20 protein-coding genes are annotated in these 25,036 nt (G+C 40.0%); 2 read left to right on the top strand and 18 right to left on the bottom strand.

Features of this window, described 5'->3' with window-relative positions; translation table 11 throughout:
• Positions 1 to 84: 84 nt before the first annotated feature.
• The 18 genes from ftsZ to leuO form a co-directional block, all read right to left on the bottom strand.
• Positions 85 to 1,251, bottom strand: coding sequence for a cell division protein FtsZ (ftsZ, locus tag GTK47_RS08460; protein WP_088494927.1), 1,167 nt, complete (start codon positions 1,249 to 1,251; stop codon positions 85 to 87).
• A 70-nt stretch (positions 1,252 to 1,321) separates the two neighbouring features.
• Complete coding sequence (gene ftsA / locus GTK47_RS08455) at positions 1,322 to 2,578, bottom strand: cell division protein FtsA (protein WP_098942190.1); 1,257 nt, start codon at positions 2,576 to 2,578, stop codon at positions 1,322 to 1,324.
• 45 nt (positions 2,579 to 2,623) lie between these two features.
• Positions 2,624 to 3,409, bottom strand: coding sequence for a cell division protein FtsQ (gene ftsQ, locus GTK47_RS08450; RefSeq protein ID WP_165122759.1), 786 nt, complete (start codon positions 3,407 to 3,409; stop codon positions 2,624 to 2,626).
• 1 nt (position 3,410) lies between these two features.
• Positions 3,411 to 3,767, bottom strand: coding sequence for a hypothetical protein (locus GTK47_RS08445; RefSeq protein WP_165122758.1), 357 nt, complete (start codon positions 3,765 to 3,767; stop codon positions 3,411 to 3,413).
• Positions 3,768 to 3,772: 5 nt separating this feature from the next.
• A complete protein-coding gene (gene murC, locus GTK47_RS08440; protein ID WP_165122757.1) occupies positions 3,773 to 5,236 on the bottom strand; it encodes a UDP-N-acetylmuramate--L-alanine ligase in 1,464 nt (487 codons plus the stop codon).
• 41 nt (positions 5,237 to 5,277) lie between these two features.
• The gene (murG, locus tag GTK47_RS08435; RefSeq protein WP_165122756.1) at positions 5,278 to 6,360 is read right to left on the bottom strand and encodes an undecaprenyldiphospho-muramoylpentapeptide beta-N-acetylglucosaminyltransferase; all 1,083 of its coding nucleotides are present in this window, start codon (positions 6,358 to 6,360) and stop codon (positions 5,278 to 5,280) included.
• Positions 6,357 to 7,550 carry a cell division protein FtsW gene (gene ftsW, locus GTK47_RS08430; RefSeq protein WP_165122755.1) on the bottom strand — a complete coding sequence of 398 codons (1,194 nt, stop codon included), beginning with the start codon at positions 7,548 to 7,550 and terminating at the stop codon, positions 6,357 to 6,359. The genes murG and ftsW overlap by 4 nt, the downstream gene beginning before the upstream one ends.
• Entirely contained in the window at positions 7,550 to 8,860 is a 1,311-nt protein-coding gene (gene murD, locus GTK47_RS08425; protein ID WP_165122754.1) for a UDP-N-acetylmuramoyl-L-alanine--D-glutamate ligase, read from the bottom strand. Before murD ends, ftsW begins: the two co-directional genes overlap by 1 nt.
• A gap of 1 nt (position 8,861) precedes the next feature.
• The gene (mraY, locus tag GTK47_RS08420; RefSeq protein ID WP_165122753.1) at positions 8,862 to 9,944 is read right to left on the bottom strand and encodes a phospho-N-acetylmuramoyl-pentapeptide-transferase; all 1,083 of its coding nucleotides are present in this window, start codon (positions 9,942 to 9,944) and stop codon (positions 8,862 to 8,864) included.
• A complete protein-coding gene (gene murF / locus GTK47_RS08415) occupies positions 9,938 to 11,320 on the bottom strand; it encodes a UDP-N-acetylmuramoyl-tripeptide--D-alanyl-D-alanine ligase (RefSeq protein ID WP_165122752.1) in 1,383 nt (460 codons plus the stop codon). The genes mraY and murF overlap by 7 nt, the downstream gene beginning before the upstream one ends.
• Complete coding sequence (murE, locus tag GTK47_RS08410; protein WP_165122751.1) at positions 11,317 to 12,804, bottom strand: UDP-N-acetylmuramoyl-L-alanyl-D-glutamate--2,6-diaminopimelate ligase; 1,488 nt, start codon at positions 12,802 to 12,804, stop codon at positions 11,317 to 11,319. Before murE ends, murF begins: the two co-directional genes overlap by 4 nt.
• Positions 12,791 to 14,587, bottom strand: coding sequence for a peptidoglycan glycosyltransferase FtsI (ftsI, locus tag GTK47_RS08405; protein WP_165122750.1), 1,797 nt, complete (start codon positions 14,585 to 14,587; stop codon positions 12,791 to 12,793). Before ftsI ends, murE begins: the two co-directional genes overlap by 14 nt.
• An 11-nt stretch (positions 14,588 to 14,598) precedes the next feature.
• Positions 14,599 to 14,916, bottom strand: coding sequence for a cell division protein FtsL (gene ftsL, locus GTK47_RS08400; RefSeq protein ID WP_165122749.1), 318 nt, complete (start codon positions 14,914 to 14,916; stop codon positions 14,599 to 14,601).
• Positions 14,917 to 15,864, bottom strand: coding sequence for a 16S rRNA (cytosine(1402)-N(4))-methyltransferase RsmH (gene rsmH, locus GTK47_RS08395; RefSeq protein WP_165122748.1), 948 nt, complete (start codon positions 15,862 to 15,864; stop codon positions 14,917 to 14,919).
• Between the two features lie 3 nt (positions 15,865 to 15,867).
• Positions 15,868 to 16,326 (bottom strand): division/cell wall cluster transcriptional repressor MraZ, encoded by a 459-nt coding sequence (mraZ, locus tag GTK47_RS08390; protein ID WP_075670769.1) that lies wholly within the window; start codon positions 16,324 to 16,326, stop codon positions 15,868 to 15,870.
• A 684-nt stretch (positions 16,327 to 17,010) separates the two neighbouring features.
• Positions 17,011 to 18,018: a catabolite repressor/activator gene (gene cra, locus GTK47_RS08385; RefSeq protein WP_075670767.1), complete on the bottom strand. Its 1,008-nt coding sequence runs from the start codon at positions 18,016 to 18,018 to the stop codon at positions 17,011 to 17,013.
• A 223-nt stretch (positions 18,019 to 18,241) separates the two neighbouring features.
• The gene (locus GTK47_RS08380; protein ID WP_165122747.1) at positions 18,242 to 20,047 is read right to left on the bottom strand and encodes a long-chain fatty acid--CoA ligase; all 1,806 of its coding nucleotides are present in this window, start codon (positions 20,045 to 20,047) and stop codon (positions 18,242 to 18,244) included.
• A 520-nt stretch (positions 20,048 to 20,567) separates the two neighbouring features.
• Positions 20,568 to 21,512: a transcriptional regulator LeuO gene (leuO, locus tag GTK47_RS08375; protein WP_165122746.1), complete on the bottom strand. Its 945-nt coding sequence runs from the start codon at positions 21,510 to 21,512 to the stop codon at positions 20,568 to 20,570.
• 869 nt (positions 21,513 to 22,381) lie between these two features.
• Between leuO and leuA the strand changes: the two genes are divergently transcribed.
• Both leuA and leuB read left to right on the top strand, forming a co-directional pair.
• Positions 22,382 to 23,941: a 2-isopropylmalate synthase gene (gene leuA / locus GTK47_RS08370; RefSeq protein ID WP_165122745.1), complete on the top strand. Its 1,560-nt coding sequence runs from the start codon at positions 22,382 to 22,384 to the stop codon at positions 23,939 to 23,941.
• 2 nt (positions 23,942 to 23,943) lie between these two features.
• Positions 23,944 to 25,035, top strand: coding sequence for a 3-isopropylmalate dehydrogenase (leuB, locus tag GTK47_RS08365; RefSeq protein WP_165122744.1), 1,092 nt, complete (start codon positions 23,944 to 23,946; stop codon positions 25,033 to 25,035).
• Position 25,036 lies beyond the last annotated feature (1 nt).

Below are 25,036 nucleotides of genomic sequence, written 5' to 3'. Positions count from 1 at the left end.
ATGTTATCCGTCCTACCAATCATTATACTTATAATTGGCAGGACAGTTTAGCACAAAAAGCGGAGATGCCAATCTTTTTGGCGATTAATCAGCCTGTTTTCTCAGGAACGCAGGGATATCTAAATAATCCGGTTCTTTGCTTGCCTGAGTAGATTGTTCGTTAACGGCTTTTGCAGCAGGCTTGCTTTCTTCTACGGCAGAGAAAGAAGACATGCTATTTTGCATTTGCTGGTAACGATTCTCCATTGCGCTTTGCTGATTCTGTTTATTAGTTACCAGCGTAATTTCTGGACGTTTGTCCATACCAATACCTGTTGCAACCACAGTCACACGCAATTCATCATTCATTTCTGGGTCAAGGGATGTACCGATAACCACAGTCGCATTATCTGATGCAAATGCACGAATGGTATTACCCACTGTTTCAAATTCATCAAGACGTAAGTCAAAGCCTGCTGTGATGTTGACTAACACACCACGAGCGCCAGATAAGTCGATGTCTTCCAATAATGGACTTGAAATCGCCATTTCTGCTGCTTCTTCAGCACGATCTTCACCTTTCGCAGCACCAGATCCCATCATGGCATAACCCATTTCAGACATCACAGTTCTTACGTCAGCAAAGTCAACGTTCATTAAACCTGGGCGAGTAATTAGCTCAGCGATACCTTGCACTGCGCCTTTTAATACATCATTAGCTGCACCAAATGCATCTAATAATGAAATTCCACGACCAAGTACTTTTAATAATTTGTCATTTGGAATAGTGATTAATGAGTCAACATGTTTTGATAACTCAGTAATACCTTGTTCCGCAAATGCCATACGTTTTTTGCCTTCAAAATTAAAAGGCTTAGTTACTACAGCAACGGTCAAAATGCCTAATTCTTTAGCCACTTCTGCAACAACAGGCGCAGCACCAGTACCAGTACCACCACCCATACCTGCTGCGATAAAGACCATATCGGCACCTTCAAGTGCTGCACGTAACCCTTCGCGGTCTTCCTCAGCAGCATTACGGCCCACTTCAGGATTTGCACCTGCACCTAAGCCTTTCGTAATGGCATTACCAATTTGAATAGTCTGTCCGACCGCTGTTTTACGTAGCGCTTGAGCATCCGTATTGACTGCAAAGAAATCTACACCTTCAATACGTTCACGAACCATGTGCTCAACCGCATTACCGCCGCCGCCACCAACGCCGATGACTTTGATCACCGCATCGTTGGTTAATTCCATAGGTTCAAACATAATTTCTCTCCGTTTTGTGCCTTCTCAGGGCCGCTTGCTCAAACGACCTCTTTTTAAATTTGTCTGATTATTAAAACTCTCTTTTTAGCCAACCAGTGAGTTTCTTAAATAAACCACCGACAGCAGAGCGTTTCTCGGTTTCAGTTTCCTCACCAAAGTGAGATTCTTTACCGTAATGCAAGAGCCCAACCGCTGTTGAGTAGTAGGGATCCTGCGCATAATCTGTTAGCCCGGTAATATTTAACGGTTTACCGATCCGTACTTGCGTGTGGAAAACACGTTGAGCACATTCAACAAGTCCATCAATCTGTGCAGCACCACCTGTTAGCACAATACCTGCGGCTAAATGATGCTTAATCCCTTGCTGGCGTAACTGTTCTTGAACTTTTAAAATCTCTTCATTAACAAGATTGAGCAGTTCGGTATAACGAGGCTCAATCACCTCAGCAAGAGTTTGTCGTTGCAGACTTCTTGGTGGTCTGCCTCCGACACTTGGAACCTCGACATTTTCATCTTTACCAACTAAAGAACCTAATGCACAACCATGGCGAACTTTGATAGCTTCTGCATCATTTGGCGGTGTACCAAAAGCGTAAGCGATATCACTGGTTACAACATTGCCTGCATAAGGAATAACGCGGGTATGTCTTAATGCTCCACCGGTATAAATAGCGATATCCATTGTACCGCCACCAATATCAACAACACACACACCTAATTCACGTTCATCTTCTGTTAATACAGCGAAACTTGAAGCGAGTCCCGCAAAAATCAGCTGATCCACTTTTAACCCACAGCGTTCAACTGCTTTTACAATATTCTTTGCCATATCGTTATGGCAGGTAATTAAATGAACTTTAGCCTGCATACGCACGCCCGATAATCCAACTGGGTTTTTGATCCCTTCTTGATAATCAATGGCATACTCTTGCGGTATAACGTGTAAAACACGGTGTTCATCTTTTACTTTGACGGATTTCGCGGTATGTACCACGCTATCAACATCATCTTGAGTCACTTCTTCTTCTGAAATTGGCACCATCCCAATCTCATTTTGGCAACTGATATGCTTGCCTGATAACGCCAAATATACTGAAGATATTTGACAGTCAGCCATTAATTCAGCTTGATCTACCGCCCGTTGTACACATTTTACGACGGATTCGAGATCGTTAACGCCACCTTTATCCATGCCCCGAGATGGACAACTTCCCACCCCGATAATATTCACTACGCCATCAGGCAGGATCTCACCGACAAGGGTGGCTACTTTGGCCGTACCAATCTCAAGACCAACTACTAATTTTCTGTCCGTCGCTTTGATCATTATTGTTCTGCCTTCGCCTTCATCGTGTCATCTGCCACGTCTTGTTTATTCATTCTCAAGTAATAAAGGAGCCCATCCGACTGCACCACCACTGTCATAACGCAGATCCACGTAATCAACTCGTTTATCTGTTTGTTGTTGCAGTATCGGATACAACTCAATAAAGCGAGCGATCCGTTTTTCGTTATCCTTACGACCTAACTCCAATCGGACATCATTGTCTAAAACTAATTGCCATCCTTGACGGGCAGACATTGACGCTGCTTTTAAATTCAGGTTACTTGCAAGAAGCTGATCTCTCATTGCGACATAACCTGACAACACCATTTTTTCGCTTCCTTGTGGGCCATATAGCAAAGGATAACTTCCTTTTGTTTCCAACTGCGTTGGCAGACTGAAAATGCGCCCTTCTTTATCAAGAAAGTAAGTATCATTCCAACGGGTAAAGGGAACATACTCAACCAGATGGATTTTAAGTTCATCAGGCCACTGTTTACGCACAGTGACTTGCCTAATCCATGGCATGCGTTCAATTTGTTGCTGAATGATATTCACATCCTGTGTCATAAATGTGCCCGGCTGTCCTAAAGACAAAATGGCCTGACGCACATCATCATTCGCTGTGTAATGCCGTTCGCCTGTTAATACAAGTTTTGAGATTGGCAGACGATTTGCGTCTTTCATCCAGTTAACTACTTGTATTCCACCCCAAACGATGGTGGCAATCACACATAAGAAAAAGATTAATCCTGATAAATAAGTACCATTACTCGGTCTGTCAGAATGTTGCTTCTCTTTATGTTCTTTTATATTTAGCGCTGCTTGTGACATATTAACCCACTAACTCCTGAGCAACGTTTAAACAAGAGAATCGCCCATCCTTTTGTCCGATATTCCAGCGATTAATACTTTTCCTACATATATATACTTTATGAACACTCTTAGATTTGATAATTAAATCACTAAATTGTTCAATCTGTTGAGAATTATTTACTTTAAAAGAAGAAATAGCGAATTTTTCTGCGTTTTTCTTACTTTTTAACTGAAATTTTTTCTCAACACTGATTTGAGCAAGCGAATTCTCGATCATTTTTTTCGCCAATTCAGTGTTACTTTCTTCATAACACGCCATCATTACAGTGAGTTTATTGACTATTTCACCATAAATGATGTTCACTTGCTCAAACATCCGTCTTAATCCTCGCTGAAAGATGGCTGTAATTTCGTATCTGCTAAGCGACGCGCTATTTTACCAATATTTCCAGCACCTTGAACTAAAACAAGATCATTATCTGTTAATACACCCGCTAATATTGATGAAATCTTATCCACATCAGAAACCCAGATAGGATCTAGCTTCCCACGTTGGCGAATTGTTCGACAAAGTGAGCGACTATCGGCACCTGCAATAGGCGCTTCCCCAGCAGAATAAACATCTGTTAATAATAAAATATCAACTTGATTGAGAACAGTGGCAAAGTCTTCATATAAATCACGAGTACGTGTATAGCGATGAGGTTGGAAAATCATCACTAGACGTTTGTCTGGCCATCCTGCTCTCGCTGCTTTGATCGTTGCATCAACTTCTGTTGGATGATGACCATAATCATCCACTAACATGACTTCACCTTCTTGGCCATTAACATGCTCAAGACCATAGTTACCTAAGAAGTCGAAACGACGTCCAGTACCTTGGAAGTTAAGTAATGCCGCTAAAATATGTTCGTCAGCAATACCTTCTTCTGTGGCTACAGCAACCGCTGCCGTCGCATTCAATGCGTTATGGCGACCAGGTGAGTTTAAGACAACTTGTAAATCTGGCATACCTTCACGAGAAATAGTGAAAAAGCCTTGAGCGCCTTTTTGTTCATAATGTGTAATACGAACATCCGCATCTTCACTAAAGCCATAAGTCGTAATGTAACGACCCACTTTAGGAATAATCGAGCGGATCACATCGTCATCCAGACACATCACTGCACGACCATAGAATGGTAAATTGTGCAAAAAGGTAATAAACGTCTCTTTTAGATTGTCAAAATTACCATGATATGTGTCCATATGGTCAGCTTCGATATTCGTAACGACTGCAACCATTGGTTGTAAATGTAAAAACGATGCATCGCTTTCATCAGCTTCAGCAATTAAATAACGGCTGCAACCTAAACGAGCATGCGTACCAGCCGATTTAACAAGCCCCCCATTAACAAACGTAGGATCTAAACCCGCTTGCGCATAAATATTTGAAATCATCGCTGTTGTCGTGGTTTTACCATGTGTTCCGGCAATCGCAACACCATGACGATAACGCATCAATTCAGCCAGCATTTCAGCACGACGGATAACTGGGATACGAGCTTCTCTTGCTGCAATAATCTCAGGGTTTTCAGCACTGATTGCTGTCGAAACCACAACAACACTTGCGCCACGAATATTTTCAGGGCGATGATTAAAATAGACTGTTGCGCCTAAGGCAACGAGCTGTTGTGTGACTACGTTTGGTGCTAAATCAGAACCGCTGATTTCATAACCTTCGTTAGCCAGCACTTCAGCAATTCCACCCATACCCGCACCACCGATGCCGATAAAGTGAATATGCTTAACTTTTCTCATTTCAGGCACAAACGATCTTAATTTTGCCAGTTGTTGTGTATTCACTATTTACTTCTTCACTCTAAGTTAATGGTTACAAGTTACGTTTATTTTTTTGCCACTTCGATTATCACATTTGCTACGCGCTCTGTGGCATCCGTAATCGCAACACTTTTTGCTTTCTCTGCCATCGCTAATAAGGTTTCTCTATCCCAATTTTTCAGGGTTTGTGCAATGACTTCTGGAGTTAAATCATTTTGCTCGATAATTCGCGCGGCACCCGCTTTTTCTAGCGGCAGTGCATTCCAATATTGCTGTCTATCTTTGTGCTGGAAAGGAACAAAAATAGCGGGTAATCCCGCTGCGGCAATTTCGCTGACTGTTAATGCACCTGAACGACACACCACAACATCAGCCCATTGGTAAGCTTGCGCTATATCATCAATAAATTCAGTAACTTTATATTCAGATTTAACTGAATTTTTTACTAATTCGTTCTGATAGCGTGTTTTTGTATCACTTTCGCCACCTTTTCCTGCTTGATGCCAGATTGTAACATGTTCACCTAGCAAACCGGCAACTACAGGTAAGGTATGATTTAAAATTCTAGCGCCTTGGCTACCACCAATAATCAGCACACGAACAGGCCCTGTTCTCTCTTTTAATCGTACTGAAGGTGCTTCAAGTGCCAATACATCTTCACGAACAGGATTTCCAACGACAGGTGCTTTAGGAAATGCCCCCGGAAAAGCCTGCAATACACGTTTCGCAATTTTAGATAACCAACGATTGGTTAATCCAGCGATACCATTTTGCTCATGCAAAATAACAGGGATCCCACACATCCAAGCAGCAACACCGCCCGGACCTGAAACATAGCCCCCCATACCAAGTACAGCATCTGGTTGATAGCGCTTCATAATGGCACGAGCTTGGAAAATCGCTTTAATAATACGAATAGGTGCTGCGATTAACGCTTTAATCCCTTTGCCACGTAAGCCTGAGATACGAATAAATTCAATTTCGATACCGTGTTTAGGCACTAAATCGGCTTCCATTCTATCCGCCGTTCCTAACCATCGGATTTCCCAACCTTGGGATTGTAGATAATGAGCAACAGCCAGTCCCGGGAATACATGTCCCCCAGTACCACCAGCCATAACCATTAAACGGCGTCTACGCTCGCTCATTTCGGGCTCCTTACAAACGCCTGAGCTTGTGCTAGACGTGTTTCATAATCAATTCGTAATAACATCACGATGGCGGTTGACATAATAATCAAGCTCGAACCACCGTAACTAATAAGAGGAAGGGTTAATCCCTTTGTTGGCAACATGCCTGCTGCTGCGCCTACATTGACCAATGATTGGAATGTAAACCAAATTCCGATAGAGCAAGCTAAAAAGCCTGAAAAACGTTGATCGAGGATCAGCGCACGCCGCCCAATTTGCATCGCACGAAAAGCGATGAAGAATACCATTAAAAGCACCAAAACCACACCGATATAACCAAGTTCTTCAGCAAGAATAGAGAAAATAAAGTCGGTATGTGCTTCAGGTAAATATTCTAATTTTTGTACTGAGTTTCCTAAACCTTGACCCAGTAAATCCCCACGGCCAAATGCCATTAGAGATTGTGTAAGCTGATAACCGCTACCAAATGGATCTTCCCAAGGCTCTAAGAAAGAAGTAATCCGTCGAACACGGTAAGGTTCAACGATAATCAACATAACAACAGCCGCAATTCCTGAGCCGATAATAGCTAAGAATTGCCAAATTTTAGCGCCTGCTAAAAATAACAACGCTAATGTTGTTACGAATAAAACCACAACCGTTCCTAAATCTGGCTGTAATAACAATAAAACAGCCAGTATTAACATCACCCCCATCGGCTTACAGAAACCCCAAAAGTTGTTTCTAACTTCTTCAACTTTTCGAACTAAATAACTCGATAGATAGCAAAACAGTGCAAGTTTTGATAATTCAGCAGGCTGGAAATTTAATGGTCCGACAGCAATCCAACGTGAAGCACCATTAACAGAACTCCCGACCCCCAATACCAACAATAAAAGTATTATTGAACCGAAAAGCATTAAACTGCTATAACGTTGCCAAATTGCCATTGGAATACGCATAGTGACTAATGCTATACAAAATGCGACAACAATATAGATGCCATCACGCTTAGCGAATAAGAAAGGATCTTCTGCAAGGCGTTGACCAACAGGCATTGAAGCCGATGTCACCATAACAAAGCCGACAACCGCTAATCCGAAAGTAAACCAGAGCAAAGTGCGATCATACGGCACAAATGCCGTATTCTCAGTTTGATAACTGCCCACTAGCCACTGTTTTAATCTTCGCATTGCGAATATGCTCATCAGCCAAGCTCCCTTGCTAAACGTGCAAATTCATCACCACGTTGCTCAAAACATTTGAACTGATCTAAGCTTGCACATGCAGGAGAGAGCAACACCATATCTCCTGATTTTACAGTCGGTGCTAAAGCTCGCATGGCTTCTTCCATTGTCACTGTTAATAAAGAAACATCAGGTCGTAGATTTGCCAATGCTTGTCCATCTTGTCCAAAACAATACAGACGAATATTGTCACTGCTGATATAAGGTAATAAAGAAGTGAAGTCAGCCGATTTCCCGTCACCACCTAATAAAAGATGCAGAGTGCCTTCAACTTCAAGTCCTCGTAATGCCGCTTCAGTGCTTCCCACATTGGTCGCTTTCGAGTCATTTATCCAACGTACATTTTGATGTGAATAAACCAATTGAAAACGATGAGCTAGACCATGATAGTTTTTCAGTACTTCCAAGCCCGCTTTACGAGAGATCCCCACAGCATCAGCAAGTGCTAATGCAGCAAGTCCATTGGTATAATTATGTTGTCCAGAAAGGTACATTTCAGCTGTCGAAAGGACTTTCTCACCTTTCACTTTTAAAATGCGATTTGTATTATCAAGTTGATAATCGCCTTGACCAACACCAAAACTAACACAACGATTATCTTTACCTGCTAAAGGTAACGTTAATGCATCATCTTCGTTATAAACGCAGGTTTTAGCATTATCGTAGATACGCAGTTTTGCTTCACGATATTGCTCTAATCCTAACGGATAGCGATTCATATGATCTTCGCTAATATTTAATACCGTTGCAGCTGCGGCTTGTAAGCTATAAGTCGTTTCCAATTGGAAGCTCGATAGCTCTAGTACATATAAATCATGAGGCTCGGTTAATAAGGTCAGAGCTGGAACACCAATATTGCCACCGACCCCAACGCGAATATCATCTGCACTTGCCATTTCACCCACTAGCGTTGTCACGGTGCTTTTACCGTTAGAGCCAGTAATCGCGACAATAGGCGCTTTGGCTTCACGGCAAAACAGTTCTATATCACCGACAATTTCAACACCATGATTTGCTGCTTCAACAAGCTCAGGTGTTGAAAGCGCAATACCCGGACTTGAGATAATTAAATCAGCATCGTTAAGCCATGCTTGATGGAAACTACCTGTATGATATTCAACGTCAGCAGGAAGCTTATCTAAGCCTCCTGGTTTTTGGCGTGTATCAATAACCTTAGGTGTAACACCTTGGCGGATAAAAAAGTCAACGCAGGAAAGGCCTGTTATTCCAAGCCCAACAACAACCACTTTTTTTCCCTGATAATTTGCCATTTTAACGTACCTTTAACGTCGCTAGACCAATAAGCACTAACATCAATGAGATGATCCAGAAACGGACAATAACACGAGGTTCAGGCCAGCCTTTTAATTCATAATGATGATGAATTGGAGCCATACGGAAAATACGTTGACCACGCAACTTAAATGAGCCGACTTGTAAAATAACGGAGAGAGTTTCAACAACAAACACACCGCCCATAATGACTAATAAGAATTCTTGGCGTAATAACACCGCAATCGTTCCTAATGCGCCACCTAATGCGAGAGAACCAACATCTCCCATAAAGACTTGAGCTGGGTAAGTATTAAACCAAAGGAAACCTAAACCAGCTCCCACTATCGCAGTACAGACAATGACTAACTCACCCGCATGCATTAAATAAGGAATTTTTAAGTAGCTTGCAAAATTAACGTTACCTGTTGCCCATGCAACTAAAGCAAAACCGGCAGCCACAAAGACAGTTGGCATAATGGCTAGACCGTCCAAACCATCCGTTAAGTTAACGGCATTACTGGTTCCCACAATCACAAAATACGCCAATAAAATATAAAGCATGCCTAATTGAGGCATAACATCTTTAAAGAATGGAACGACTAGCTGTGTTGCAGATGTATCTTTACCAATGGCATACATACTAAAGGCAACCACTAACGCCAGTACGGATTGCCAGAAATATTTCCAACGTGCAATTAAGCCTTTGGTATCTTTACGAACAACTTTGCGATAATCATCAACAAACCCAATCACGCCGTAGCCAATTAAAACCAGCAATACACACCAAACGTAAGGGTTATCTAATCTTGCCCATAACAATGTAGAGATGGAGATGGAGAACAGGATCATAATCCCGCCCATTGTTGGTGTACCACGTTTACTAAAGTGCGACTCAGGGCCTTCACTACGAACCACTTGTCCAATTTGCATTTTTTGTAACCATGCGATGAGATGAGGCCCCATCCACAAAGCAATAATTAATGCCGTCAATAAACCAACAATCGCCCTGAATGTCAGATAAGAAAACACATTAAAAAATGTATGGTATTTAACCAAGTATTCGGCTAGCCAAACTAACATTCAAAGCACTCCTTTAATGCGTTCACGATATCTTCCATCGCGGAGCTTCGTGAACCTTTTACTAAAACTGAAACAACATCATGCTGCTGTAATAATGGAATTAATTGAGCAAGTAAGTCGGCTTTAAATGCAAAATGCTGACCACCTTGATTTTCATCACTAATAAAATGACTGTGATGCCCAACAGTGAAGACACTATCAATACCGGCATTGTGAGCAAAACGACCAACATCACGGTGACATTTCTCTGAATCTTTACCTAATTCAGCCATATCCCCGGCAACAAAAATTTTATATCCCGGCAATTGAGAGAGTACTTGTAAGCCCGCTATCATCGAGCCATCGTTCGCATTGTAAGTGTCATCTAACACCATCTTTCCTGAAGTTAACTCAACAGGATACAATCTTCCCGGTACCGCTTTTAATGTCGATAAACCAAGGCGAATATCTTCAAGCGTTGCCCCAGCAGATAACGCAAGTGCACTTGCAGCTAACGCATTCGCAATATTATGACGCCCCGGTAATGGAAGAGTGACATCAACACAACCTTCTGGTGTGTGTAAGGTAAAATTTGTGATGAATTGCTTAACAACGATATCCGTCGGATAAAAATCTGCGCTACTTTGTGCGGATAAAGAGAACGCCCATTGTGTTTGGCGCGCATTTAAATGATGTTGCCACAGAGGTAAGTCATTACTATCAAGATTAATAATGGCTGTACCTTGCTCTTTTAAGTGCGTAAAGATTTCGCCTTTAGCTTGAGCAATACCTTCCAGTGAGCCGAAACCTTCAATATGTGCAGAAAAAAGGTTATTTACCAATGCGGTATCTGGTTTTACCATATTTACGGTATAGGCGATTTCACCGATATGGTTTGCACCTAATTCGATAACTGCAAAACGGTGTTCAGGTGTTAAACGAAAAAGCGTTAAAGGTACGCCAATATCGTTATTTAAATTACCATGCGTATATAAGGTTTCACCGCAGTGACGCAAAATAGAAGCGGTCATCTCTTTAACGGAAGTTTTTCCAGAAGAGCCTGTCAGCGCAACAATCTTAGCGTGACTTAGCGAGCGAATATGTGCTGCAATTTCCCCCATTGCGAGATGGGTATCTTTCACAATGATTTGTGGACAATCAACATCAATCTCACGATTAACTAGAACTGCAACAGCGCCCTTTTCTTTTACATCAGCAATAAAATCATGAGCATCAAAACGCTCACCCGCTAACGCAATAAACAGACAATCTTCATCAATTTTACGGCTATCCGTTGAAATCGATTTGATGATGAATTGATCCGCTGAGCTTTGAGCAACATGGCTCAATGTACCTTTGGTAATTTGTGCAATATTTTCTAAAGATAGAGGGATCATGCCATCACCCCCAATAACCGAGCGACGGTTAATCTATCTGAATAATCAAGACGACGAGAGCCAACCAACTGATAATCTTCATGCCCTTTACCAGCGACTAAAATCATATCATTGGCATCTGCTTGCATAATCACGTTAGTGACTGCTTCAGCTCGACCTTCAATCGCAATCGCACGACCCGGATCCATTAAACCAGAAAGAATATCTTGAATAATCGCTTGAGGCTCTTCGCTACGAGGGTTGTCATCAGTGATAACAACTTTATCAGCCAGCTCTTCTGCAACCGCTCCCATTAGTGGGCGCTTACCTTTATCTCTATCCCCACCACAACCAAATACACACCACAGTTTACCTGTGCAATGTAAACGAGCTGCTTGAAGTGCCTTCTCTAAAGCATCTGGAGTATGAGCATAATCGACAATAACTGTAGGGCGATTATCCGCGCTAAATACTTCCATACGACCACAAACAGGTGTGAGAGCAGATGAAGCATTAATCACAGCATTTAATGGGTATCCCAATGCCAATAATGTCGCTAAAGCACACAAAAGGTTACTGACATTAAAAGCCCCCATAAGTGGGCTTTCAATTTCACCATCACCCCAGCTAGAACTAAAGTGAATCGTTGCGCCTGCATCGTGATAATTAATATGGGTTGTTTTAACAAAACGACCTTGCCAATTTTGTGGCAATTTATTATCCATTGTCACAGCAACAGCATTTGGCAAACGAGATAACCATTTTTGACCAACAGTATCATCAGCATTAATGATTTTTTCACCACTTTGATGCGTGGAGAACAATAGCCATTTTGCTTCTTCGTAATTTGCCATATCACCATGATAATCAAGATGATCACGGCTTAAATTTGTAAAGACACTCGCCACAAAAGGTAACGCACTGACACGACCTTGAACTAAACCATGAGAAGAAACTTCCATAGCCGTCAATGTCGCACCTTGATTTAATAATTGCTGTAATTCTAATTGAATATCAACTGCAGATCCGGTGGTGTTCATTGCAGGAACAACATGACCTAAAAGCCCGTTACCTACTGTTCCCATCACAGCACTTGTTTCACCTAAACCTTGTGCCCACTGTGCTAACAATTGTGTTGTTGTCGTTTTTCCGTTAGTCCCAGTAACACCAATTAGTTTCAGTTTTTCCGCAGGTTGATGATAAAAATGCCCAGCTAATTTTGATAACTCTGCATTAAGATTATCAATATAAATAACTGGAATACCGTGATTTTCACGGATTTCACCATGCGTTGCAACATCTTGCGCTTCCGCTAATACCGCAGAAACACCTTGAGCAATCGCTTGAGGAATATAGCGTCTACCATCAGTTTCATGACCTTTAATGGCGATAAAAAGATCACCGCTCGCCGCTTTTCGGCTGTCGAGTGTCATGTCTTTGAGCATCAATGACGGTGCTTGTATCCCGAGTGCCCCTAATAGGTCACTTAAGTTAGGATCGGCCACTTGTATCCTCTTCTTTTTTAATTACAAATTCACTTTTATCGTCTGGCGTCAATGCATCAGGTTCTACGTTCATTGTACGTAAAACCGCGCCCATGATTGTGCCAAACACCGGTGCGGATACTGCGCCCCCATAGTACTTACCTGCTTTAGGCTCATTGATTATCACAACCAACGCAAAGCGAGGACGACTTGCAGGTGCAACACCCGCCGCATAAGAGATATATTGATTGATATATTTTCCGTCTGGCCCTACTTTCTTCGCTGTACCTGTTTTAATGGCAACACGATAACCTTTAATTGCCGCACTCACACCACCACCGCCGGGTAATGCAACACTTTCCATCATATGCACGACAGTTTTCATTACTGGTTCTGGGAATACTCGTGTTCCGGGTACAGGCGGGTCAACTTTCGTAATAGAGAGAGGACGATAAATACCAAAACTACCAATCGTTGCGTAGACACGCGCTAACTGTAACGGCGTTACCATTAGCCCATATCCGAATGAGAAGGTGGCCCTTTCAAGATCGGACCACCGTTGTTTTTTTATTGGAAATATGCCACTACTTTCGCCAACTAGCCCCAAGTTAGTTGGCTTCCCGAATCCAAATCGTGAATAAACATCCACAAGTTCAGATGCAGGCATCGCTAACGCCAGTCTTGAAACACCAACGTTACTCGATTTCTGTAATATTCCTGTTATCGACAGCTCATTATATCGCCCTACATCTTTGATTTGATGCCCATTAATTCGATAAGGAACAGTATTAATAACACTATTTTCTTTAATAATATGATTGTGAAGTGCACTCATCACAACCATCGGTTTTACGGTAGAACCTGGTTCAAAAATATCGGTAATAGCACGATTACGCATCGCGTCTTTAGGCGTACCCGTTAAATTATTTGGGTTGTACGATGGACTATTTGCCATCGCCAGTACTTCACCAGTATTTACATCGACTAAAACAGCGGTTCCCGATTCTGCTTTATTCTTAATAACCGCATTAGTTAATTCACGATAAACTACAGATTGTAAACGTTCATCGATACTTAACATCAGGTTATGAGCAGCTTGACTATCTGTTTGAGCGATGTTCTCAATAACACGGTTAAAACCATCTTTCCGAACGACACGCTCACCAGGAGCACCTGTCAGCCACTGATTAAAGCTTTTTTCAACGCCTTCAATACCATCACCATCAATATTTGTTACACCAATGATGTGAGCGGTCACTTCCCCTGACGGATAATAGCGTTTTGATTCTTGACGCATATTAATCCCAGTGATTTTTAATTTGCTAATGTAATCACTAATTTCAGGATTCACTTGGCGAGCCAAATAGATAAAACGAGCGGAAGGCGTTGCAACAATTTTTTGCTCAATTTGATTCACTGGAATTTTTAGTGCATCAGCAAGCGCTAACCAACGAGAATCCGTCATATCAGGATTAGCATCTAATACAACTTTAGGATCAGCCCAAATAGCATAAACTGGTACGCTAACGGCAAGAGGTCTGCCCATTCTGTCGCTGATCATGCCTCTTGCTGTTGGTACTTTTTGCACACGTAGAGAACGCATATCCCCTTCACGGATCAGGGGATCGGGATTAATAATCTGTAAATAGGCAACACGGATTAATAGCGCGACTAAAGCGATACCAATACCACCGCAAAGCAACGCAAAACGCCAACTCACAAATCCTGTTTTTTCTTCAGGCTTGCGTAGTTTGGCATTTGACTTTGTCTTTGCTTTCGCTTTTGCCGAACGTGAAAATTTCATACTTGCCTTAATTATTTAGTAACCACGATGTTCTCTTTTGTTGGGTCGACATGGATCATGCCCAAACTATCACTGGAAAAACGCTCTACTCGGCTATGGTCTGCCAGAGCGTTTTCTTCAAGAATGAGATTGCGCCATTCGATCTCCAATACGTTTTTTTCCAGCACTAAACGCTCTTTCTCTGCTGTCAATAAACGTGTCTTATGTGCTGTCGTCACGACATACACCGCAGAAATAATCACAGCAATCAGTAAACATACAGGTAATTTGCTATGGCGCAGTAAATCCTGCCCTATAACTCCCGGTAGTGAGTGTCGTTCAGTAGACATTTATTCCTCAATACGTTGTGCTACACGCAATACAGAGCTTCGTGCCCGTGGATTTTCTTCAACTTCCACACCTGTCGGTTTCATCTTGTGAATACTCGATAAGCGAGCGCTTCCTAACTCTTTTATCTGCGCTTCTGTGAGAGGAATACCAGCAGGAACAACAGGTCCCTTGCTCTCATCTCGAATAAAACGCTTCACTAATCGGTCTTCCAACGAATGGAAACTAATTACCGATAAACGCCCTTCTGGCGCTAAAACAGAAACTGCACCTTTTAGTGCTTTTTCAATTTCATCTAACTCGCTATTGATATAGATGCGAATTGCCTGAAAACTGCGTGTTGCTGGGTGCTTATGTCGCTCTTTTACTGGGCTTGCATCGCTAATTAAATCTGCCAATTGCTTGGTTCGAGTCAAAGGCTCTTCTGTTTTGTTACGAGCAACGATGGCGCGAGCAATACGTTTAGCAAAGCGTTCTTCACCAAATGTTTTCAATACCCATGTAATGTCGTCTTCTTCTGCTGTCATCAACCATTGTGCAGCTGATTGACCTGATGTTGGGTCCATACGCATATCAAGAGGCCCATCACGCATAAATGAGAAACCACGTTCAGGATCATCAAGTTGAGGAGAAGAAACACCTAAATCCAGTAATATGCCATCAATTTTTCCAGCTAAATCGAGCTCATTAACATATTGTTCAATATTTGAAAAAGGCCCATGAACAATAGAAAATCGAGCATCATCAATTTCATTAGCAACTGCAATTGCTTGCGGATCTCTGTCTATTGCTATCAAGCGACCTTGTTCGCCCAATTGCGATAAAATTAAACGAGAGTGACCTCCACGGCCAAATGTTCCGTCGATATAGATACCTGAAGGTTTGATATTCAGGCCATTCACAGCTTCATCCAGTAATACACTGGTATGACTAAAATTATTTGTTGTCATTATTTAAAGTGATAAATCCAATAGTCGTGTCGATAACGGTTCCTGTGAGGTTTGCTCGGCTACAATGTCTTTTTCGATCTGTTTGTACCAGACCTGTTCATCCCACAATTCAAACTTATTGAATTGACCGACTAACATGACCTCTTTTGTTAGCCCCGCATGCTGTCTTAGCGTGCTAGCTAACAAAAGACGTCCTGCGCTATCCATTTGGCATTCGCTGGCGTGACCTAATAACAAACGTTGAACTCGACGTTCCGCAGGGTTCATGGAGGACAAAGCCGCTAATTTTAACTCAATCTTTTCCCATTCTGGAAGGGTATAAAGCAATAAACACGGCTGATTGAGATCAATGGTACAAACCATTTGACCTTCAGAAATCTCACTCAGCGTTGTTCGATAACGGGAAGGAACTGTTATTCGCCCTTTGCTGTCAAGATTAACGAGTGTTGCTCCACGAAACATCCTCATTACCCTCAGCTTTGTAATTTACACCACATTATCCCACAAATCCCCACAAATAGAGTTTACGGATGGTATGAAAACGTTGTCAAGCCAGATATAGGAAGCTTTATTTATATTTACAGTAATTTGATAGGCACACCGAAATGTTTAAATTATCGACAAAAAGGAAAAGAGAAATATTAACACTATGATTAATAGAGGTTATTTTTCCAATTCTATTTTTAATCACGAAAAGTAATTATTTATAACGATTACAAGGAGGAAAAACAGATAAAGAAATCATAATCAGTAAATCATGATTTTTATTATAAAAAACTAATTTATTGCAGTTCATTTACCTTTGGCCAACATAATAATTTGGGATTGGTTTTATATAAATAAAAATAGCAAGACAAAAAAAAATAATTCAATATCATGAAGATAGTTATTTATTTTTTTCTTACGTTTCCCAAAATAAAATTAATTACTTATTAAATTTAAGCAATATCACTTATAGATATGTCAAAATTTAATCTATTAACTTAGTAAAATGAGAGAAATAGTAAAAAAAGGCTTAAGATTAATCTCAAATTTAATATTCTCTAAGCTATTCGACATTCTTAAATCAAATAAAACATCCCCGTTTTAATTTAATAAAACAGGGATGAGTATAAATGCAGATAATTACCAACAGAGCGACATCAATTAACGTGCACGTCCCAAACTGCCTCGACGGCATAAATCACGACGAATACGTGTAATACCCGCTTGTGGTTTTTGTTCTTCTTCAAGACTTGCAAGAACAAGTTCTAATACACGCTCTGCAATATCACGATGTCGTTGAGCAACAGATAAAACTGGACACTCAAGGAAATCCAATAACTCATGATCACCAAAAGTCGCAATAACCAATTGCGTTGGTAAACGACCACTACGTTGTAATGTCACATCCATAACTCCTTGTAATAAAGCAAAAGAAGTCGTGAATAATGCATCAGGCATTGGATTATTATTTAACCATTCAGAAAAAGCAGCCGCAGCAGCTTCTCGTTCATAGCTATTTGCATATAAGTAGGTAACTTCTCTAGGATCATCTTTCCATACATTACGGAAACCTTGCTCACGTAAAAAACTCACAGAGAGTTCAGGTAGTGCGCCTAAATAGAGTACAGATTGCGAAGGGAATGCTTTTAGTTCTGTTGCCAACATTTTGGCATCTTCCAAGTCATCGCCAACAACACTGATAAAATGCTCACTTTCTAATGCTCGGTCTAATGCAATAATCGGTAATGAGCGATTAGCCCAACGTTGATAGAAAGGATGCTCTGGTGGCAATGCTGTTGAAACAATAATGGCATCAACTTGACGTTGCAGTAAGTGCTCAACACAACGAATTTCGTTGTCTGGTTGGTCTTCTGAACAAGCAATCAGTAATTGATAACCGCGTTGACGCGCTTGTCGTTCAAGGTAATTTGCGATCCTGGTATAACTGGTATTTTCCAAATCAGGAATAACCAAACCAATAGAACGCGTACGACCAGCACGTAATCCCGCGGCAACAGCGTTCGGGTGGTAATTATGCTCTCTGACCACCGCCATCACTTTTTCAACAGTCTTGTCACTTACACGGTACTGTTTCGCTTTACCATTAATGACATAACTTGCTGTTGTTCGTGAAACACCAGCCAAGCGGGCGATTTCATCCAGTTTCACATTAGCCTCTTTTAATTATTAAATGTGTTATTTATTACATATTGCTATGAATTTCAGTCATCATGCTGATCTGAGTTTGTATTTTAACACAATTTACTGATAAAACCGTATGCGTCAACGTTTCCGTTTATGTCTTTTATCAATTATTTCAATCATCGTTATCTATCAATGCGTAATTTCAAAAGAAAAAAGCACCATTTAGGTGCTTTTTCATCAATTAAAATTAATCTTGATACATTAATTCGATTTCATTTCGATAACGTTCAGAAATAATTTTACGGCGAAGTTTCAATGTTGGTGTTAATTCACCCGATTCCATTGAAAAGCCTTCAGCTAGAAGAGTAAAGCGCTTAACTTGATGAAAACTTGCAAAGTTTTTTTGCATTTCACGTAAACGTTCGTCAAACAGCTCTTTAATTTTGGTATGGCGTAATAATTCCATACGATCTTGATATTTTAAATTTAATGCACGCGCATGTTCTTCTAATACATCAAAACAAGGCACGATAAGTGCAGAAACAAATTTACGCGTATCAGCAATAACCGCAATATGCTCGATAAAACGGTCTTGCCCTAATGTTCCTTCGATCATTTGTGGTGCAATATATTTACCATTTGACGTTTTCATTAAATCCTTCAAACGTTCCGTGATAAATAACATGCCATCACTATCAAGTGCGCCTGCGTCTCCAGTACGTAACCAACCATCTTCTGTAAAGGCAGCGGCCGTATCTTCAGGCTTATTGAAATACCCTTTCATGACAATACTGCCACGTACTTGGATTTCATTTTCTGCACCAATACGCACTTCAACGCCCGGCAATGGTGTACCAATAGAACCTAACTTATATTTATTCTCTTCCCAGCATGAAACTGTGGCACAGGTTTCTGTCATACCATAGCCGTATTTAATATTAATACCGGTAGCCAAGAAGAAACGGATCACTGCATCATCTAAACGAGCCCCTGCCGCTGGTAAAAAGCGAACACGCCCACCTAGGATTTGACGCAATGGATTTAATACTTTTTTATCTGCAAAGCGATAACATAAGCGGGAAATAAACCCTTGCTGACGCTGATTCAGTTGTGCTTCACGCTGTTTTTCGCCCTGCTTTATCGCCCATTTAAAGATAAATTGACGAAACACAGAAGCTTGAGACACTTTCTCTTGAATAGCGCTATACACTTTTTCATAAAAGCGAGGAACAGCACACATCACCGTAGGTTTAACCGCACTCATAGCCTCTTTCACAGCATGAGTGTCCGTTAAATACACGTTAACCGCGCCAGTATGCATCACATAAAAGCTCCATGCGCGTTCAAAAACGTGAGAAAGAGGTAAAAAGCAGAGCGAAACATCTTTATCAGATAATGAGAGACGCTCATCATGAAGATAAAGCTGTGATGCTAGACTCGTATAATCGAGCATAACGCCTTTAGGTTCACCTGTTGTTCCTGATGTATAAATCAGAGTAAACAGATCATCTAAACTGCATTCATTAATACGTTGTTTTAACACTTCGTCATGCTGAAATTGAGTCTGGTTAATTAAATCTTCCAGATAGCATGAAGGTGTATTTTCGTTTAATACAACATCGGAGTTAAACACAATAATATGTTCAAGCTGAGGACATAACGCTAATAATTCAGAAACAATATCGTATTGCTTTTGGTCGCCAACAAAAAGAATGCGAATATTCGCATCATTTAAAATATAAGCGGCTTGTTCAACACTACTTGTTGCATAAAGAGGAACTGTTACTGCACGTAGTTGTAGAGAAGCAATATCAGCCAAAGACCAATCAATGGTATTTTGAGAAAAGATCCCAATATTTTCTTGGACATTCACACCCATTTCTAACAATGCATTTGAGAGCGCGTGTGTTTTCTTTTCAACTAACTCCCATGACATTTCGATATTGCGCTTAGCATCCCACTGACGATAAGCAATTTTATTCCCGCTGTGCAAAAACTGCATCTGCAATCTTCTAATTATATGATAATCACGAAGATTATTATTAGTTATCATAATTTTCCTGCTATTTATGGAAAAGCGACCGTGTTATGAAACCGAAATGGAGAAAATGTCTCTCTTACAATTTCAGCTTACACTTGTTCGCTGACTCGAATAAAAGTCTAAGTGATCCACCAAAATAAAGGAATTCAATTTTACATAAATTTGTAAAATTGTGAGTTATGAAAAGTTTTGTCAGAAGAGGCTATCTCATCACAGTGAGAAAATTAAATATTTTGATCTTATTTTTTAAGGAGAACCAAAAATAAAAATTGATAAATAACAATAGGTAATTGCCATAACTTAATCAATGACAATAGAATGAGGAAGATATTATTGCAAAAAAATAGGTTTAACATAGTAATAATACGAATAAGAGTCATTATTACAAAAAAAGGGCAAAAATAGTGACAGCAATCCAATTTAGTTTATTTAACTGCATAAACGTTATCTTGGTCATTAGCTGAGTAACTAACGTTATCTGCCACTATTTCTGCATAATTAGTAATAAATACTAATTATGAGCGAAAACACTCTAGTTTTGACAAACTTCACTTAATAAATTTTTCATCCATAAGTGGCCTTTATCACGCGCTGTTGACTCATGCCAAATCAAGTAACATGGACGCTCTGTTTTTTCCCAAGGTAACGACACTGCTTTAATATCTAATTGCTCAGCATAACTCTCAACTAACCATTTTGGTGCAATGGCAACCAAGTAAGTTCTAGAAACAATATTTAATACACTATTTAAATCAGTTCCTTGATAAGTGATTAAATCTTCCAATTGAGTATTTTTATAATAAGGTGCACTAAATGAACCAATATCATCTAAAGAAACAATGGAATGTTGCTCATTTAATAACATCTCTTGGCTTACACTCTCTTTAATACGAGGATGTTTATTAGAAACGACCAAAACAACTTCATCGTTAAATAGTGGTTGCGAATGAAATTCAGCCTTTTCAAATTCTTTATAACTAATAAAAAATTCAGCTTCTTGATATTTTAGTTGATGCTCTATATTGCTATTTAAATAAGATTTAATATTAACATTAATATTAGGTGTTTCATTTTTAATTTGTTCAACTATTTTTGGTGCTAATTTTATATCTAGAGGACTACAAATAGATAAATTAAATATGCGCTCACTTTGTTCTGGTTCAAATCCAGCTCCAGGAAGCTCGTTATGAACCAATTGTAAAGCTTGTCTCACTGGACCAAAAAGTTGTTTAGCTCTTAACGTAGGTTGAATACCTCGTCCATAACGAACAAATAATTCATCATTAAACATAACTTTAAGGCGAGATACAGCATTACTTACTGCAGGTTGTGACATGCCCAATACTTGTGCAGCACGGGTGACATTTTGCATTTGCATAACAGCATCAAATACCGTTAATAAATTAAGATCAACATTACGTAAATGCATATCTGTTGATTCTCTGCTGGTAACTGTTGCTGATGTGTAATCCGTCATTTTTTACTCCACTATGTTATCATAATAGCAAAATAAATATTATCAATTGAGATATTATTAATAATAGATAGGCTTCAACTATTACTTAAACTATTTATTAAAATTTATTATTCATCATCCATGAATATAACTAAACACATAAGTTTCATATCAATAAAAAAACGTATTTCATATAAGCGATGAAATTTGACAGTAAAATTACATGTATAGAAAATGATTATATCAATATATATTACAACCTGTTTTACCTTCTGCCTTGCAAATAATAAAACAAAGTATGATAAAAATCATAATAAAATAATGTACTTTCATTCCTAAAATAGGTATCCGGTATCTATCATTATTTATAATACAATGATTTTTATTCTTACATTCAAAACGTTGCTCACATTTATTAATCTTCACTCCCCTAACACCCACTTTTTTCTTTAACAATTGACTGATTAAAAAAAAAGCAAACAATTGTTTAATTTTTCATTTCACTCTTTTTCAAACAACGTATGGAACATTAACCCAATCAATGAATACTTAATAGTTATAATCATTAGTGAAAATTTAGATATTGGTCAGAATCACTATAAAAATTTTACAGATAACACTGATAAATGAATTAATAAATTCCAATGCTTGACATCTTTATTGGTATTAGGTATCAATAAATACAGATTATTGAGAACTTATCTAAGGATGTTTCATGTTGAACGCAATTTTACTATCAAGCCTACTACTACTCGCAACTTTTATGCGCGGTCGGCTTATGGGTAAAAAGTGAAACACACCTGCCCTTAGAGAGAAAACCCGCGCTAGTCGCGGGTTTTTTTATACCTGGGAGAGCGCAAACAGCAAATAAAAAGAGAAAGGAACAGATTATGAGCAACGACGTGATTATTTTTGATACCACATTGAGAGATGGCGAACAAGCATTGCAGGCGAGCTTAAGCGTAAAAGAGAAGCTACAAATTGCTTACGCTTTAGAGCGTTTAGGTGTGGATATCATTGAAGCGGGCTTTCCTGTTTCTTCTCCTGGCGATTTTGAATCCGTACAAACCATTGCACGCGAAATCAAAAATAGCCGTATTTGTGGATTAGCACGCTGTGTTGATAACGATATTGATGTTGCAGCAGAGTCTTTAAAAGTCGCTGAAGCTTTTCGTATCCACGTATTCTTGGCAACCTCAGCATTGCATGCGGAACACAAATTAAAAAAATCATTCGAAGATATTATTGAGATGGGCGTGAATTCGATAAAGCGCGCACGTCGCTACACCGATGACGTGGAATTCTCTTGCGAAGATGCGGGTCGTACGCATATCGATAATTTATGCCGAATTGTTGAAAGCGCAATTAATGCTGGCGCAACCACCATTAATATTCCAGATACCGTAGGTTATACAACACCTTATCAATTCGGTGGCATTATCACCAACTTGTTTGAGCGTGTTCCCAATATTGATAAAGCTATTATTTCTGTTCATTGTCATGATGATTTAGGCATGGCAGTAGCTAACTCAATTACCGCAGTACAAGCAGGTGCAAGACAAGTAGAAGGGACAATTAATGGCTTAGGCGAGCGCGCAGGCAACTGTGCGTTAGAAGAAGTCATTATGGCGATAAAAGTTCGTGAGCAAATGATGAATGTTCAAACACGGATTAATCACAAAGAAATTTATCGTACCAGTCAATTAGTCAGCCAATTATGTAATACGCCAATTCATGCTAATAAATCTGTTGTTGGCTCCAATGCATTCGCGCATTCATCGGGTATTCACCAAGACGGTGTTTTGAAAAATCGCGAAACCTACGAAATCATGACACCGGAATCTATCGGATTAAAAGAAGTGCAATTGAATTTAACGTCTCGCTCAGGTCGTGCCGCCGTTAAACATCGAATGGAAGAGATGGGTTATCGCGAAACAGATTATAACTTGGATACTTTATATTCTGCCTTCTTACGTTTAGCCGATAAAAAAGGCCAAGTCTTTGATTACGACTTGGAAGCTTTAGCATTTATGGGACAACAGCAACAAGAGCCAGATGAGTTTGTAATGAACTATTTTAATACTCAATCTGGTTCATCAACCGTTGCTACCGCAAGTGTCAGCATTACTCATGGTGACAAAGAAATTACTGAGGCAGCAACCGGTAATGGCCCCGTTGATGCAGTTTATCAAGCTATCTCTCGTGCAACAGGTTATCCATTAAAATTAGTCACTTACCAATTAACCGCTAAAGGTGAAGGTAGAGACGCTTTAGGACAAGTTGATATCGTCGTTGAATATCAAGGACGTAAATTTCATGGAATGGGTTTAGAAACTGACATCGTAGGTTCATCGGCGAATGCCATGATCCACGTTATCAATAGCATTTGGCGCTCTGAGCAAGTCGAAATAGAAAAACGCAAACAACATACAACACAAGAAGCGGTTTAATTATGTCAAAAAATTATCATATTGCAGTATTACCCGGAGATGGTATTGGCCCTGAAGTCATGGCTCAAGCACAAAAAGTGATGAAGGCGATCAGTGAGCGTTTCTCACTTAATATCACAACAAAAGAATACGATATCGGTGGCATTGCCATTGATAATCATGGCGCACCATTACCTGCAGATACCTTAGCAGGTTGTGAACAAGCTGATGCGATTTTATTTGGTTCTGTCGGTGGCCCTAAGTGGGAACACTTACCCGCAAATGAACAGCCAGAGCGCGGTGCTTTATTGCCATTACGCAAGCATTTTAAATTGTTCTGCAATTTACGCCCTGCTCGCTTATATGAAGGTTTAGAAGCCTACTGCCCATTACGTGCTGATATCGCCCAACGTGGTTTTGATATTTTATGTGTACGTGAATTAACAGGCGGTATCTACTTCGGTCAGCCTAAAGGTCGTGAAGGAGAAGGCGCACAAGAGCGTGCTTTTGATACTGAAGTTTATCATCGTTATGAAATTGAACGCATTGCACGTTTTGCATTTGAGTCGGCACGTAAACGCCGTTATAAAGTAACCTCTATTGATAAAGCTAACGTATTACAAAGCTCTATTTTATGGCGTGAAGTTGTCACTGGGATCGCAAAAGAATATCCCGATGTTGAAATTCAACATATGTATATCGATAACGCGACAATGCAGTTAATTAAAGATCCATCTCAGTTTGATGTATTGCTGTGCTCTAATATTTTTGGCGATATTTTATCTGATGAATGCGCAATGATCACAGGCTCAATGGGAATGTTGCCATCTGCCAGTGTTAACGAAGAGCACTTTGGTTTATATGAACCCGCAGGAGGCTCTGCGCCTGATATAGCAGGTAAAAACATTGCTAATCCTATTGCACAAATTCTGTCTGCTGCACTGTTATTACGCTATAGCTTTAATGAAGATAATGCAGCTCAAGCCATTGAAGATGCTATCACACAAGTATTAGCAAAAGGCTATCGCACTGCAGATTTAGCGGGTGATGGTAACGCAATCACAACTGCCGAAATGGGTGATCGTATCGCTCAGTATATTCGTGAAGGGGCATAAC

The organism is Proteus sp. ZN5, from assembly GCF_011046025.1.
Classification (GTDB): domain Bacteria; phylum Pseudomonadota; class Gammaproteobacteria; order Enterobacterales; family Enterobacteriaceae; genus Proteus.
The sequence above is the reverse complement of the archived record's forward strand: the minus strand, read 5'-3'. Positions and strand labels throughout refer to the sequence as shown.